Annotated in this window: 17 protein-coding genes; 4 read left to right on the forward strand and 13 right to left on the reverse strand. The window is 40.8% G+C overall.

The genetic code is table 11. The features are described 5' to 3' along the window. Window positions 1-4: 4 nt before the first annotated feature. The 11 genes from G576_RS0101230 to G576_RS0101280 form a co-directional block, all read right to left on the reverse strand. Complete coding sequence (locus G576_RS0101230) at window positions 5-751, reverse strand: esterase family protein (RefSeq protein WP_027973011.1); 747 nt, start codon at window positions 749-751, stop codon at window positions 5-7. Between the two features lie 127 nt (window positions 752-878). Then, window positions 879-1,703, reverse strand: coding sequence for an alpha/beta hydrolase (locus G576_RS0101235; RefSeq protein ID WP_027973012.1), 825 nt, complete (start codon window positions 1,701-1,703; stop codon window positions 879-881). A 383-nt stretch (window positions 1,704-2,086) separates the two neighbouring features. Next, window positions 2,087-3,478 (reverse strand): oxaloacetate decarboxylase subunit alpha, encoded by a 1,392-nt coding sequence (locus G576_RS0101240; RefSeq protein WP_027973013.1) that lies wholly within the window; start codon window positions 3,476-3,478, stop codon window positions 2,087-2,089. A gap of 97 nt (window positions 3,479-3,575) precedes the next feature. Then, on the reverse strand, window positions 3,576-4,106 hold the full coding sequence (gene citX, locus G576_RS0101245; RefSeq protein ID WP_027973014.1) for a citrate lyase holo-[acyl-carrier protein] synthase: 531 nt from the start codon (window positions 4,104-4,106) through the stop codon (window positions 3,576-3,578). Then, entirely contained in the window at window positions 4,099-5,634 is a 1,536-nt protein-coding gene (citF, locus tag G576_RS0101250) for a citrate lyase subunit alpha (RefSeq protein ID WP_027973015.1), read from the reverse strand. Before citF ends, citX begins: the two co-directional genes overlap by 8 nt. A gap of 3 nt (window positions 5,635-5,637) precedes the next feature. After that, window positions 5,638-6,525 (reverse strand): citrate (pro-3S)-lyase subunit beta, encoded by an 888-nt coding sequence (gene citE, locus G576_RS0101255; protein WP_027973016.1) that lies wholly within the window; start codon window positions 6,523-6,525, stop codon window positions 5,638-5,640. Next, entirely contained in the window at window positions 6,513-6,818 is a 306-nt protein-coding gene (citD, locus tag G576_RS0101260; protein WP_027973017.1) for a citrate lyase acyl carrier protein, read from the reverse strand. Before citD ends, citE begins: the two co-directional genes overlap by 13 nt. Before the next feature lie 79 nt (window positions 6,819-6,897). After that, window positions 6,898-7,032, reverse strand: coding sequence for an OadG-related small transporter subunit (locus G576_RS14010; protein WP_027973018.1), 135 nt, complete (start codon window positions 7,030-7,032; stop codon window positions 6,898-6,900). Window positions 7,033-7,048: 16 nt separating this feature from the next. Further along, a complete protein-coding gene (locus G576_RS0101270) occupies window positions 7,049-8,176 on the reverse strand; it encodes a sodium ion-translocating decarboxylase subunit beta (protein WP_027973019.1) in 1,128 nt (375 codons plus the stop codon). Window positions 8,177-8,223: 47 nt separating this feature from the next. Beyond that, window positions 8,224-8,601, reverse strand: a complete 378-nt coding sequence (locus G576_RS0101275; protein WP_027973020.1) for an acetyl-CoA carboxylase biotin carboxyl carrier protein subunit — start codon at window positions 8,599-8,601, stop codon at window positions 8,224-8,226. Between the two features lie 15 nt (window positions 8,602-8,616). Then, window positions 8,617-8,934: a hypothetical protein gene (locus G576_RS0101280; protein WP_027973021.1), complete on the reverse strand. Its 318-nt coding sequence runs from the start codon at window positions 8,932-8,934 to the stop codon at window positions 8,617-8,619. A 431-nt stretch (window positions 8,935-9,365) separates the two neighbouring features. Here G576_RS0101280 and G576_RS0101285 point away from each other — a divergent pair, with 431 nt between their 5' ends. The 3 genes from G576_RS0101285 (at window position 9,366) to citG (ending at window position 12,475) form a co-directional block, all read left to right on the forward strand. Next, window positions 9,366-10,769 (forward strand): CitMHS family transporter, encoded by a 1,404-nt coding sequence (locus tag G576_RS0101285; protein WP_027973022.1) that lies wholly within the window; start codon window positions 9,366-9,368, stop codon window positions 10,767-10,769. A gap of 130 nt (window positions 10,770-10,899) precedes the next feature. Further along, window positions 10,900-11,598: a GntR family transcriptional regulator gene (locus tag G576_RS0101290; protein WP_027973023.1), complete on the forward strand. Its 699-nt coding sequence runs from the start codon at window positions 10,900-10,902 to the stop codon at window positions 11,596-11,598. Further along, window positions 11,591-12,475 (forward strand): triphosphoribosyl-dephospho-CoA synthase CitG, encoded by an 885-nt coding sequence (citG, locus tag G576_RS0101295; RefSeq protein WP_027973024.1) that lies wholly within the window; start codon window positions 11,591-11,593, stop codon window positions 12,473-12,475. The genes G576_RS0101290 and citG overlap by 8 nt, the downstream gene beginning before the upstream one ends. A 164-nt stretch (window positions 12,476-12,639) precedes the next feature. On the opposite strand, the gene G576_RS0101300 is transcribed toward citG, so the two are convergent. Further along, complete coding sequence (locus tag G576_RS0101300) at window positions 12,640-13,698, reverse strand: AbrB family transcriptional regulator (RefSeq protein WP_027973025.1); 1,059 nt, start codon at window positions 13,696-13,698, stop codon at window positions 12,640-12,642. A 143-nt stretch (window positions 13,699-13,841) separates the two neighbouring features. Between G576_RS0101300 and citC the strand changes: the two genes are divergently transcribed. Beyond that, on the forward strand, window positions 13,842-14,891 hold the full coding sequence (gene citC, locus G576_RS0101305) for a [citrate (pro-3S)-lyase] ligase (protein ID WP_027973026.1): 1,050 nt from the start codon (window positions 13,842-13,844) through the stop codon (window positions 14,889-14,891). A 34-nt stretch (window positions 14,892-14,925) separates the two neighbouring features. Here citC and G576_RS13485 read toward each other — a convergent pair whose 3' ends face one another. Further along, a complete protein-coding gene (locus G576_RS13485) occupies window positions 14,926-15,114 on the reverse strand; it encodes a GNAT family N-acetyltransferase (protein ID WP_156875097.1) in 189 nt (62 codons plus the stop codon). Between the last annotated feature and the right edge of the window lie 123 nt (window positions 15,115-15,237).

Genomic DNA, 15,237 nt, shown 5'->3' on the forward strand with positions numbered 1-15,237 from the left:
TAACTTAAAGTCCAATAGAATGAAGGAAGAATGGCATTTGCTTTCTCCACCACACCCAGTCGTGGGCCACATCTGTTCCCCAAGTGTCAAACCAAGCTGGGATATTCTTTTCTTCAAAGGCACGTTTTAGGTTGTAGAATGAGTCCAGACCGTCTTGTTCCCAATCGCCCAAACCGGTACAAACGATAATATCAGCTTGACGGTATTTGTCAATAAACCAACCGTCATTCTGATTCCAAATGTAGTCAGATGGTGAGTTTTGATAGACAGCATCATCATTGCCATAATCTTGATTGTTGTTGAAGAAACGAGCATCATAGACACCTGAAAGGGCGATGACTTTTGTGAAAACATCCGGATGCTGGAGGAAGAAATTCAGCGCGTGGTAGGCCCCCATTGAGCAACCAGTTGTCATCATACCATCGAACCAGCCAGTTTTATGTTTGATAAATGGAATCGCTTCTTCAATCACATACCGTTCATAGGCGCGGTGAGCTTCTGCTTTGTCATGAATAGATTTCCAGTCTGCCAACCAGCTTTCACTATCGTAACTCGTTAAGGTGAAAAATTGAACATGACCTGCCTCGATAGATCCACGGCAAGCTTCAATCATCCCAAAATCCGCATACTCATTGTAAGAACCGCCTGATGAGGCAAAAACTACCACAGGAATACCTGCGTGACCATAACGATTTAGGTTCATCTCACGCCCAAGATGACCTGACCAGTGACTAAGTGCTTCAAAATGCATCATTTATAATACAGAGAGGATAATACAGTAAGCTATCTTTTTTTCTTAAACAGCAGTTATATTAAGCTCGACTTTGCTATCTGCTAAACCGAACTACTGACCTCTCTTTCCTTTCTCTATATTTATTTTACCAATTTTCACTTAAAAATCTGAAACAATCGGGCAAATAAGCTGCCCAAGCTTCTTCATTATGAATGGCGCCTGAGATGACTTCCAGTGCCAGATTATCCAACTCAACTCCTCCTGAAATTAGTTGTCGGTAGTAGCTAAGGGATGTGTTAATATAGGCTTGCTTGATGTTGCCTGCCATTAGCGTTTTATCTGTATCATCAGCCTCTTCTGTCCCTACATAGATGTAAACTTTTTGATTTTTATTTAAAGGCTGACGCTCGATATAGCGGTCAAAAGCATCTTGATGAAGCCAGTTGGCAGATGAGAAGACTCCAAGCCCCCCAATGTGATCTTGGTATGCTAATCCCATAAACTGCGTAATATTGCCGCCTAAGGAAGAACCAATCATAGCAGTATATTCTTTATCAGGTTTAGTTCTGTATTCCTTATCTACAAAAGGCTTGACCACATTCATAACAAATTCGGCATATTCAGTACCCTTACCACCGAACTGCACACCGGGAATGCCAGTTTCTTGGAATTTCCAAGCTGAGTATTCAAACATACGATTATAACCGTCATTATCTATGGCAACGATAATCATTTTAGCTATGTCAGGATTACGCTTAATGGTTGGAATGACTTTCCAAGAGTGTCCGGAAAAGGCTTCTTTGCTATAAAGAACATTTTGCCCATCATGGAAATAGACAACTGGGTACGAACGCTCAGTTTCTTTATCGTAATCCTTGGGCAGGAGAACACGAACTCTACGCATTTTCCCTGTATAAGGGACTTCAAGCTCATGCGTCCGCATCTCTAAATAAAAATAAGATTTGTTCATAAACCCTCTTTCAATAACGTTTTTAACATTATATCATATTTTTACGGAATTTTCAGAAAATTTTTAATCTAACTCCAAAAATAATGGAAATATCTAGCATTTCATATCAAAGATAGTTGACCTGCTTCTCATTTTATTAGTCAGAGAAAGACAAAGCACAGCTTCTTAAAACTTGTTTGGCTTTATCTGACTATCTACCGAGGAATTTTTTATGTTTTCTAATTGCTACGACGGTTGGTTAATAGTCTCTTTACCCCAATATGCTATTTAGGGCACCTCATTTTTAGACTTATAGTCAGTCACTTTGGTTATTTAAGTTTAATTGATTTTCTAAAATCTATCAACAGAAAAAAGGCTAAGAATTTCTTCCTAACCTTTTAAAATTAGTTGACATCAATGCTGACTGTCACATTTTGCACAGGAACATCGTAAAATGGATCTTCACGACGGCCGAGGAAATCACGAGCCTGTTTGGGGAAGGAAGCGTAGCTGAGCACATCTTCTTCACTTCTCGCGTAGTCGGCGATTTCCTCACGGAGAGTTGGCATTTGAGGTTCAATCAAGTCGGCAGGACGGACGGTGATGACTTCCTCATCGCCGATGATTTTTTCCTTGATTCCTTCAGCAAGTGGTGCTGGAGACTGACCATAGAGACCACGGACATAGTCTTTGATTTCGTTTGGAACGACCTTATAGCGTTCTCCTGAAATGACATTCATCAAAGATTGAGTCCCTACCATTTGTGACAATGGGGTCACTAGAGGTGGATAGCCAAGGTCTGCACGAACACGTGGCACTTCTGCCAAAACTTCTTCGTATTTATCAGCTAAACCTTGTTCTGTCAACTGGCTAAGGAGATTTGATAACATACCTCCAGGTACTTGATAGATCAGGGTTTTAGGTTCAACATCCTTAACTTTTGGATTGAGAATACCTTCTTTGCGATAGTGATCACGTACCTTGTTAAAGTGCTCTGCTATTTCTTCAACTTTAGCCAAGTCAATGCCAGTCTCGAAACCAAGTTCTTCAAGGGCGATGACCAGTGACTCTGTGGCTGGTTGGCTAGTTCCGCCAGCAAAACTTGAAACAGCTGTGTCTATAATGTCGGCACCAGCTTCGGCCACTTTGAGGTAGGTCATTTCTGAAATACCTGAGGTTGCGTGAGTGTGAACTTCAAGTGGTAAATCAACCGCTTCTTTGATACGCTTGACCAAATCATAGCCAGTTTGAGGGGTCAAAACTCCAGCCATATCTTTGATACAAATAGAATCTGCACCAATTTCAGCATATTTCTTGGTTAATTCTACGAAGTAGTCTACAGTGTGCACTGGGCTTGTGGTGTAGGAAATGGCAACTTGAGCATGTCCTCCCGCTTCCTTAGTAGCTTTAACAGCAGTTTGCAGATTACGTGGATCGTTAAGGGCATCGAAGATACGAACGATATCAATACCATTTTCAACTGATTTTTGGATAAAACTTGTCACCACATCGTCAGCATAGTTGCGATAACCGAGCAGGTTTTGACCGCGGAGTAGCATCTGAAGTTTGGTGTTTTTAACTGCCTTACGAATAGTGCGCAGACGTTCCCACGGATCCTCGTTGAGGAAACGTAGGCAGGAGTCAAAGGTCGCTCCTCCCCACATTTCCAAGGCATGATAACCCGCTTGATCTAATTGCTCAAGGACTGGCAACATTTCTTCAGTCGTCATGCGAGTGGCAATTTGACTTTGTTGTCCGTCACGCAAAACCGTTTCGGTGATACGGATTTTTGTCATGGATTCCTCCTATAATTTTTTCTGTTGACAACTCTGATATTCGTGATTGTCTTAATCAAGGTAACTTGTCTCACCTTGCTTTCCTCTAAAGAGGTTATTATGATTGTTTTAAAATGTCTGCGATAGCTTTTTGCATGTCTTCAACGCTGTGTTTTCGACTTCTACTACACTCTTTGGCAATGGCAGAGCAGATGTAACACTTACGAGGAGACAGTCCTAGTTGAGTGCGGCTGATTGGAGTAACTTGATTGCCTTTTAATTGAACCACATCCAAATCCATTAAACGTCCGTAGACAGTCCCCTCCTCTATGGCGATTAAAGTTCTTTTCAATTCCATAGGTGTCATGTCAGCAACCAAATAATATTCCCAGCCGGTTTTGAGTTCTAACTTTTTACTGAAAAGTCTTTTTTCTGATATAAGACTTTCTATTTGGCTGATTATTTGATCAAAAGCTAAACCAAGGTCTTGCGAGGTTTTGACAGGTCCTGGAATGTTCATAGTTGCCGATAGGACAGCAGCGCCAGCATATTTTTCTAAAAGAGAACGTTGACGAAGGCTTCGTCTCTCTCGTGCTTCTAGCATGTCTTGTAAATCAACTATCGGTCCATCAAATACTTTTTTAGACATTGCGGACAACGTCAATCAAGCTACCATCACGGTACTCAATGAGGGCAACTACTTTATCACCGTATTGGATTGGTTCTGGGTTGCCAACAATAGCATAAGCTTTTTCTTGAAGTTCTTTGATAGTGTATTGAGGAACTTTGAGGTCTTTAAAGTGCTCAATCAAATCAGGGCGGTTAGGGTTGATAGCAATACCAATTTCAGTTACAACAACGTCCACAGAGGTACCAGGTGTAATAACGGTATTAACTGACTCTACAAAGGTTGGGATGCGTCCACGAACCAATGGAGAAATAACCATTGACATTTTAGCTGCAAAAGCTGTATCGCAGTGACCGCCAGAAGCACCACGAATAACGCCATCAGAACCTGTCATAACGTTAACGTTAAAATTAGTATCCACTTCAAGCGCTGACAAGATACATGTGTCCAACATATTGATAGCAGACCCCTTGCTAAGTGGAGAAGCGTACATGTTAGCGTCGATTTCCAAGTGCTTACCAGCGTTGCGGTCAAGTGAGATTGCAGATGGGTGGTCAAAATCTTGAACGTCAATAATACGTTCCACTAGGCCTTCTTCAAGCAATTCAACCATAGCATTTGTGATACCGCCGAGTGCGAAACTTGCTGTGATGCCATCTTTAATCATGGCTTCACGCATAAAACGTGTTACAGCAAGTGACGCACCACCTGTACCAGTTTGGAATGAGAACCCTTCCTTATAGTATGGTGAGTTTGTGATAACTTTAGCTGCATATTCAGCGATGAGAAGTTCTTTTGGATTCTTGGTGAAACGCGTAGCTCCTTTGGCAATACCTTTAGGATCACCGATAGATTCTACTTCAACGACATAGTCAACGTCTGTTTGCGGAATTGAAATTGGTGAGTTTGGATATGGTACAAGCGTATCGGTAATGATAACAACCTGGTCTGCGTACTTGGCATCAACCATGGCATAGCCAAGAGACCCACATGTCGCTTTGCCTTTGACACCGTTGGCATTACCATAAGCATCAGAAGATGGTGCTCCAAGGAAAGCCACATCAATGTGAATATCACCAGCTGCAATAGCACGAGCACGACCACCGTGAGAACGGATTACGACTGGATTTTCCATAATACCAGCAGAAATAGCTGCCCCTACTTTGTCACGAAGTCCTGACGAAGTGATGTTTGTGACAACACCGTTTTTGATGTGTTCAATCAAAGGCTCATGCACATTTGCGATAGAACTTGGAGCGATAGAAAGATTTTTAATTCCCATCTTGGCAATCTCGTCCAAAACCATATTCATGACATAATCACCTTCACGGAAATGGTGGTGGAATGAGATGGTCATACCATCTTTAAGACCAGTTTTTTCAATCGCTCCACGGATAGAACCAAGGAGTTTTTCATCGCGTGGGTTAACAGGTTTGATATGGCGACTTGACTCGTTATAAGGTTTGATATTTGTTAATTCGGACTCAAATACGCCATATTGTTCAGCGTATTCAGTTGGAATGTCACGACCTAAAGAATTTTTAACCATCTCTTAAATCTCCTCCTCTGTAAGCACACCTGCGGCTTTAGCTAACATGATGACGCGTTCTGCACGTTCTACGATTGGTTTATCAACCATCTTACCGTTAAGTGAGATAACTCCCGAACCTTTACTTTCAGCTTCTCGGATTGCCCAAATAACTTGTTTAGCATTATCAATTTCTTTTTCGGTAGGTGTGTAGATGTCGTTGACCAAAGGAATTTGACGTGGGTTAATAACAGATTTACCATCAAAGCCGAGTTGTTTGATATGGCTAACTTCAGCTTGGAAGCCTTCAGTATTGTTGACGTCAGAGTAAACTGTGTCGATAGCTGCAATTCCAGCAGCACGTGCGGCATGAAGAATCATACTTCGTGCAAAGAACAGTTCTTGACCATCAGGATATCGACGTGTTTTCATGTTGGTCACATAGTCTTCGGCACCAAGAGCGATACCGATGAGACGGTCAGAGGCTTTGGCAATATCACGAGCATTCAAGACACCTTCTGCAGATTCGATAGCAGCCATCATGCGAGTACGACCAACAGGAATCCCATACTCACGTTCTACGCGTTCAATTTCTTTTTCAACATCAATAATGTCTTGAGCAGTTTCTGTTTTTGGCAGACGAACCACATTGACACCTGCCGTTACCACTGCTTCGATATCCAAAGCTCCACAAGTGTCCAAGCCATTGATACGGACAACCGTTTCAACTGAGCTATAATCAAAAGTCTTCAGTGCAAAATGTACCAGAGCACGTGACGTGTCTTTTTCCTTCAGAGAAACAGAGTCTTCAAGGTCAAACATGATTGAATCAGCGCCATATAGTGGTGCATCACGCAACATACCAGCATTAGCACCAGGGACAAACATCATCGTTCTTCTTAGACGTTCCATGAGTCAATCTCCTTCCAGTTCATTACTTCCAAGCCAGCAGCGCGGTGGACAGCAGCAATTGTACGTGCTTGAATGGTACAATCAAGCGCACCCTTGTCCACAGCAGTTACTTCTGCAGCTTCGACACCAAGATGTTGTAAGGTTTTGGTAATTACTTTACGAATTTGATTACCAAATTGTTTTTCAACGTTAGAATCAAGGTCAATCGTGATACCTTGATTGCTTGGAGCAACTGTCACTTGGATGTCACTTGATTCAAGTGAACCTGCAACAGCAGTTTGTTTAATGTCCATAAAGTCACCTCTTATTTGTTAGGATAATAGGCGGCGCGAGCGAGCGGACGGCTCGCAGGGTCGCACGATGTTTAACTGACTATTTTTTTACAGGGAAAATTTTCAGCAAAGCTACTGCTGAAGCATACAAAATTCCCAAAACAAGGAAGACGCCAGCCATGCCAAGAACCATCAGTTCAAGAGATTGGTATAAATGATCTATATTAATATTCATGTGATACTCCTCCTACTTAGCTAAAGAATGCAAGGAGCAAGCCACCTGCGATTACTGAGGCGATTTGTCCAGAAACGTTGGCGCCGACAGAGTACATCAAGATAAAGTTTTGAGGGTCCTCGTCAGTAGCCATTTTTTGGATAACACGACTTGACATTGGGAAAGCTGAGATACCAGCAGCACCAATCATTGGATTGATTTTATTGCCTTCTCTGCGGAAAATATTAAGAATTTTGGCAAACATCACACCTCCAATTGAGTCCATGATGAAGGCTAAGAGTCCAAATAGAATGATCATCAAGGTTTGAATGTTCAAGAATTGATCGGCTTGCATTTTCACAGAAATGGTTAAACCGAGCAAAATTGAAACGATGTTGACCAATTCATTTTGTGCTGTTTGAGACAAACGATCAAGCACCCCACATTCACGAAGCAAGTTCCCAAACATAAGGAAACCAACAAGTGGCAATGAGATTGGTGAGATAAATCCTGCTACGAAGGTGATAACAATCGGGAAAAGAATTTTAGTCAGCTGAGATACGTTTTCTGACTTATAAGTCATACGAATACGACGTTCTTTTTTCGTTGTTACCAATTTTATAGCAAATGGTTGAATAATTGGAACCAAAGCCATGTAAGAGTAAGCGGCTACGGTTATTGGTCCAAGTAGATTTGGCGCAAGCTGATTGGCAACAAAGATAGATGTTGGTCCGTCAGCTGCTCCGATGATACCGATTGACGCTGCTTCTTTGATGTCAAATCCAGCAAGAACGGCCACGACAACAACGAAGAAAATACCAAATTGTGCTGCTGCACCAAAAAGCATCATAAATGGATTTTGGAGAAGAGGACCAAAATCTATCATTGCCCCAATACCAATGAAAATCAGGAGCGGGAAAAGTTCTGTTCCGATACCAAACTTAAAGAGTTCCTCGAAAACCCCTGCCTGTTCGATACCGTTTACAGTTTGGTTCAAAACCCCAGATGATGGGAAGTTAACCAAGATGGTTCCCAAGCCCATTGGGACTAAAAGAGTCGGTTCGTATTCTTTTTTGATTCCCAGATACATCAATAGTGCACCAATAAGCATCATGATGATTTGCGGGAAAGTAATGGATGTAATTCCTTCAATTAAGATATGCACGCTATCACTTCCTTCTAAATGTTTACATTGTACTCTAATCTATTCGCTTAACCGATAGTAATCAAACCATCGCCTGGGTTTACGCTTTGTCCTTGGCTGACGTGAATGCCAGTTACAGTACCCGCTGAGGTTGCAACGATTTCATTCTCCATCTTCATAGCCTCAAGAATCATGAGAGGTTGGTTTTCAGAAACAGCATCTCCAACGTTTACAAGAATACGCAGGATAGTTCCTGGCATTGGAGCTTGTAAAGCATCTGCACCTGCAGCAGATGATGGTGCTGCAACTGGAGAGGGAGCTTCTTCAACTACTGGAGCTGCTGGTGTTGCTGTAGCAACTGGTGCAGGTGCTGGTGTACCACCGATTTCTTCCATTTCAACTAGGTATTCTTTCCCGTCGATAGCGATTTTAAATTTGCGTAACATAAAATTCTCCTTAAATTATTTTTTTGTATAAATCGATTTGACAGCAAATTGACTGTCTGGATAATCGCCTGCGGCGATGCTGGACGCAATAAGCGAAACCGTCAAAGCTTCAGGATTTCGCTGCAGGATTCTCTTGACGACGAATTGACTTTCTGGTCTATCCCCTGCAGCAATAGCTGTCGCGATGACGCTAACTAATTCGTAATCTTCCTGACTTGCTGGTATATACCCCGAAAGTGCTTGCCATTCATCTAAGTCGTTTTTGACAGGTGAGGTGACAGCTGAAGATTTCTCATCTTGAGATTTTCCAAATAAACGTTGAAAGAATCCCATAATTTCCTCCTTTCATTTTATAAATATAGAAAGTAAGTAACTTTTCTGAGTTGTCAGTTACTAGCTCCACGTTTCTAAGACTATTATATAATAAGGTCTGAAAAAGTAGTTGATTTTTTTGTGTTTTTTTCGTAACGCTTTCATTTGCTGAAATTACGGAACTTTGGCTAAGATGACGATTTTTATATCATCACATCTTAGATAAAAATCTATTACATAATAGGTCGAAGCAATATTATAGAAGAAATAAATAAGCAACATCCGATATACTCATTTTTGTGTTTTTTTTGTGTCTTTTATTGAAAAGGCTCTTTTTATTTCAAGCGCTTTCATTTATACTTATGTCATAAGGTCTAGTAAAACTTCATATTTTATTCAAGTTCAATAGACCGTATTGAATTTACAATATTAATAAAGGGGAGAAATAACTTATGTTATTGACTATTTTGGCTTATGCCATGATTATCGTCTTCATGTATGTCGTGATGACGAAAAAAATGTCGCCATTCACGTCACTGGTTCTAGTTCCGCTCGTTTTTGCAGCTGTGCTTATCATTACGGGTTCGGCAGATCTGACAGCTGATGCAAAATTTGTTGAATTTGTCGGTGAAGAAGGAAGCCTTAATGGCTTGACGGCCATGGGTGATATGGTTATGTACGGGGTAAATACAACTGCCAAAACAGGTATCATGTTGCTCTTTGCCATTCTTTACTTCTCAACAATGCTTGATGCTGGTCTCTTTGACCCAATTACTGAGAAAATGATTCGCTTTGCTAAAGGCGATCCGATGAAAGTGCTTATTGCCACAGCAGTTGTTGCAGCAGCAGTTTCTATGAACGGTGATGGAACAACAACAACCCTTATCGTTGTTTCTGCTTTCTTGCCAATCTACAAGAAACTTAACATGAAAATCATGAACCTTGGTGTCTTGATTATCCTCCAAAACACTATCATGAACCTCCTCCCTTGGGGTGGTCCTACAGCTCGTGCCATGTCGGTTCTTGGTGTAGGTGCTGAAATTCTTGGCTATCTAGCTCCTGGTATGGTTCTCTCACTCCTTTATGTAATCCTCTGGGTTGCTCCAAGCATGGGGCGTAAAGAGCGCGCTCGTCTTGGTGTTGTTGAGTTCTCTGAAGCTGAATTGCAAGAATTAACCAACATCACAGACCCTGATACACTTGCTATCCGTCGTCCAAAGAACTTCTGGTTCAATGCTATCTTAACAATTATTCTTATCGGTTGGTTGGTTGCTGGATCATTTATCGAAACAATCGAACTTGCACCACTTCTTCTCTTTGCTGTAGGTACAGTAATTGCTCTTATGGTTAACTACCCAGTTCTTAAAGACCAATCTAAACGTATTGGTGACAACGCTGGGGATGCTGTCCAAGTAGTTATCTTAGTATTTGCTGCAGGTATCTTCATGGGTCTTTTCCAAGGTTCAGGTATGGCAACTGCACTTGCAAATAGCTTTGCAACTATTATTCCTAAACAATTAGCTGGATTCTGGGGGCTTATTATTGCTCTTGTATCTGCACCTGGTACCTTCTTCATCTCAAATGATGGTTTCTACTACGGTATCTTACCAGTTATGGCAGAAGCTGGTGCTTCTTATGGCTTCTCTCCAGAAGCTATGGCACTTGCTTCACTGATGGGACAAGCGTTCCACTTGCTCAGTCCGCTTGTAGCTTTCATCTATCTTCTCCTTCGTTTGACAGGTCTTGATATGGGTGAATGGCAAAAAGAATCAGCTAAATACGCCGCCGTTATTTTCGTTATCTTTGTTGTTACTATTATTGCGACAGGACATATGCCGCTCTACATTCCACAATAAGATTAATAAACTTGAATAAATGAAATATGAAGTAACCCCTCGAACCACCGAGGGGTTTGTTTTTAAAAGCTAACAAATTTCAATAAAATCAGGTATAATAACAGAGATATTTGAAAGGAGAATATGAACAATGAATCCTATTATTGAAGCTGTAAAAGCTAATCTTGATCTCTCAAAAAATGTTCCGTTGAAGCAAGCGTTTTATGAAGCGCTTAGAAAAACCATTATTTTAAGTCAAATTCCAGCAGGTAGTCGTATCAATGAAAAAGAGTTCTCAACTGAGCTCAATATCAGTCGCACACCTATCCGTCATGCTATAAGCGTTTTGATTGAAGAAAAGTTGGTCGAGCACACTCCTAAAAGAGGGATTATCGTGCGTGGAATCAGCGCTAAGGATGCAGTTGAAATCTTTGATATTCGTAAAGCACTGGATACTCTGGCAACAACAAAGGCCATGTACAAAATGACCGAAGCAGACTTTAAAGAAATGAAAGCTGTATTAACTGAGTGTGAGGAGATGATTTCCGATGATAAAAATATCGAGAAAATCCTTGCTAATTTTAACCAGTTTAATAATCTTATTTACGAGAAAAGTCAGATGCTTCGTCTCCGCGAAATTGTGACTGAATTGCAAACTTATCTGATTTATTTCCGAGAAATCTCTATTTCTTCTCTAGAACGTCGGACAAAGGCTTTGGAAGAACATTGGATTATCTACCGTGGTATGAAAACTCAGGATATCGATCAGGTCACTCTCATCACACACGAACATCTTAACCGCTCTCTAGATTTCATCCTCAAGGAAATGGAAGAATTAGCTAATGTCTGAGGAACTTCTACAATATTTTAGTCAGATGGGGACCAAGGCTCTCTTTTATGAAATTGCACTTAGCCCAAAACCAGGTCTTGTCGATCGGTTTGACGATGGTTCCCATAAAGACATGACTTTTTCCACCTTCATTGATAGTAGCCTAGCACTAGCACCTCACTTCTTTTCCTACCTCAAGGCAGGATTTGACCATGTAGGAGACAATCCACGCCAGCTGTTTGATCAATTACGTTCCCTAGGGATAAAAGCAGAGCAAGATATGTTTTCGGCGACTGAGGGCGTGAATACCCACAAAGGAGTGAATTTTTCTCTCGCTGTGCTTCTTGGTGCGACCGGATTTTATCTAAAAAAACATCCCAAACTCTTAGAAAATCCACAACTATTTTCAGAAAGTGATACGATAGCCATCTGTCGTCTCGTTGCTCCTATCTGCCAACATTTGATAGAAACAGATTTGGGACACTTAAGTTCCAAAAAAGAATTAACTTACGGTGAAAAACTTTATTTGGAACATGGCATCAAAGGCCCGCGTGGCGAAGCTAGCGAAGGTTTCCCTACTCTTACAGAAAAAGCCCTACCATTTTTACGTGAACGGCTTAAACAGGGAGATAAGGAGCTAGCCCAACTACAACTTCTTCTTTATTTAATGACTTTTGTGGAAGATGGCAACCTTATCCATCGTGGTGGTATCGAAGCTTGGCAGCAAGTCAAGACGGAATGCCAAAGCCTCCATCAACTTAATCTTTCAAAAAAGGAACTAATTCATCAACTCAGCCTTTATAATGATAGCCTAATCTTCAGACATCTCAGTCCAGGTGGGAGTGCTGATTTATTGGCTTTAACGTTTTTCTTTGCTATGCTAGAAGGTATACTTTAGTGAGTCTGGGATAGGGGGTTCTACTCAAGTATAAAAGCGAGCAAAACTAGTTTTCTGATTTAAAACTCAGTAGTGTTCGCTTTTTTTATTGTATCAATTGTAGAGTTATGGATAGGGAATCTCCAAACTCAAAATCTATTTGCTTCTGGCTATTGTTAATCCTTTCAGAAAAAAACGAGCAGAACCTTAACCAGAAGTGGCATGATAATAACTGTGTAGAGTGTACGACAGATTTGAATGCCTGCAATTTTAGGCATATCTGCTCCCAATTCACCAGCCATAAGAGTCAGGTCAGTCGCTCCAGCCGGTGATGAAGCAAAAAGCGCCGACTGCAAATCAAGAATCCCTGTCTGATACATCCAAAAACCAAAAGCAGCATTAATCATCAGATAACTGACAAGCAAAATCAAAATCGGAACAATCAAATTCACGATTTGTCTCAGGCTATCGTGAGTGAAGTTAGCTCCGACGATTGAGCCAGCAAATATCTGAGCGATATAACGAATACCGCTCGTCAACTGTACTGTATTAACTGTCATTTTCAACGCGGATGAAAAGATAAGGGCAATAATCAAAGCACCTACGGGAATATCTAACCAGAGTCCTATGAAACCACCGATGGTAGCAACAAGTAAAACCAAGATATTATTGAACCATTGTTTTACTGGCGACAGCGAATTTGTCGTCTGCTGTGGTGTTGATAAAAATACATCAGACTTTTCAGGCTTACCTATAACCCTTTTAACCCAAAAAGAAATCCAAAGAGGTAAAATCATCAAAATCCCCATCAATCGAGCTGTCTGTATGGTTGCGACAATGTCCGATTGTGCCCCCATATCAATCGCCATGAGTGAAACATCCATAATCCCCCCTGGTAGGCAACAGAGAAAGGCGGTGACGGGTGTCATCTTGAAAAAGGTCACAAAAATCAACCCTATCACCACCATATTGATAGTGAAAATCCCCATCAATCTTCCAATAACCTTCCCCAGCTTTGGAAGATTTTTTAAATCCTCTTTTTTAATATTCTGCCCAATATAGGCGCCACTGACAATCTGTGCAAAAATCTTCATAACCTTTGTAGTTTCCATATTACCAGTCATAATAGAGGTTATTGCAACAGCAGTCATACTACCAATCATAAAAGGGGCAGGAAACCTTAATTTTTTAGCTACAAAACCACCAATAGTTCCCACTAAAACCGTAATAAGAAGTGATTGCATCGTTCTTTCTCCCTGACTAAATTTTTGCTTATTATAGCATATTTTAGGAGTAAAAAAAGGAGTTTCTAAGTGGAAAAACCAATGAAAGTACATACTATCTATATCAAAACTGATATAATAGTAAAAAAATAGGGGAGTTTACCATGTCTGATTACACCGTTTCAAAGATTTTTCCCTTTGACAAAAATACTAACATGAAAATTGACGCTCTGCTTTTTGAAGAAGGAATTCGCCGTGACGCCAACTTAGACTATACTTGTGCCATTTTAGATGACAAAGGCAGAGCTATCGCTACAGGCTCAACCTTTGGAAATACGCTACGTTGCCTTGCTGTATCAAGTGAACATCAAGGAGAGGGGTTGCTGAACAGCATTGTCAGCCACCTCATTGATTTCCAATATGAACGTGGTAATTTTCATCTTTTTCTCTATACCAAGACTTGTACTGCAAAATTTTTTAGTGATTTAGGTTTTCACGAAATTGCTCGGATTGACGGGCTTATAAGCTTCATGGAAAATAAAAAAACAGGATTTCAAGATTACCTTAAAAATCTTGAAAGGCCTCAAAAAAATCCTTCTAAAGTTGCAGCACTCGTTATCAACGCCAACCCTTTTACACTTGGTCATCAGTACTTGGTTGAAAAAGCTAGTCAAGAAAATGATTTGTTGCATCTTTTTCTGGTTAGTGAGGATGCAAGCTTGGTTCCTTTTGCTGTCCGAAAGAACTTGGTAGAAAAAGGCACTGTCCATCTGAATAATATCATTTACCATGATAGTGGCCCCTATATCATTAGCCAATCCACCTTCCCTTCCTATTTTCAGAAGGACGAGTTTTCCGTTATTGAAAGTCAGGCAAGGCTAGACTTGGAGATTTTCATTCGCATTGCTCATGAGCTGGGTATTACCCGTCGCTATGTCGGTAACGAACCGACTAGCCTCGTCACTAATCTCTATAACCAAGTCATGACTGAAAAACTCCCTGAACAAGGCATCGACTGTCTAATCATTCCTCGAAAGACTTTTGATTCTGCACAGCCTATTTCGGCTTCTACTGCTAGACAGGCAATCAAAGACGGAGATTGGGAGCTTTTGGCAAAATTACTGCCACAGACCTCACTTGATTACTTCACATCTGATCAAGCCAAACCAGTTATCTCCCGAATCCGTGGAGAAGAAAATGTTAGCCATTACTAAAAAGCTATCTGATCAACTCAGATAGCTTTTTTTTTTAACCTCTAAAGTAGGAAACCATGTTCCCTTCTTCTAATGTTCTCATGCCAAAAGATTGGTAAAAATGATTATATATGACATCTTCTAAGTCAGTATTGACTTGAAACATGTGAACGTCCTTGAAAGTATCCCAAGCTGCCTGAAAAAGCTTTTTACCAATACCTTGACCTTGGTAAGCTTTTTGCAATAATCAAATCCTGCACTAAAAGAATATGCTCGCTATCACCCACACAGCGGACAAATTCAATCAACTTCCCCTTATTAAAAATACACCCAAAATCCAAAGAGATTTTTCAAAAGCTCGCGTCAG

It is taken from the genome of Streptococcus porci DSM 23759 (genome assembly GCF_000423765.1).
Taxonomy (GTDB): Bacteria; Bacillota; Bacilli; order Lactobacillales; family Streptococcaceae; genus Streptococcus; species Streptococcus porci.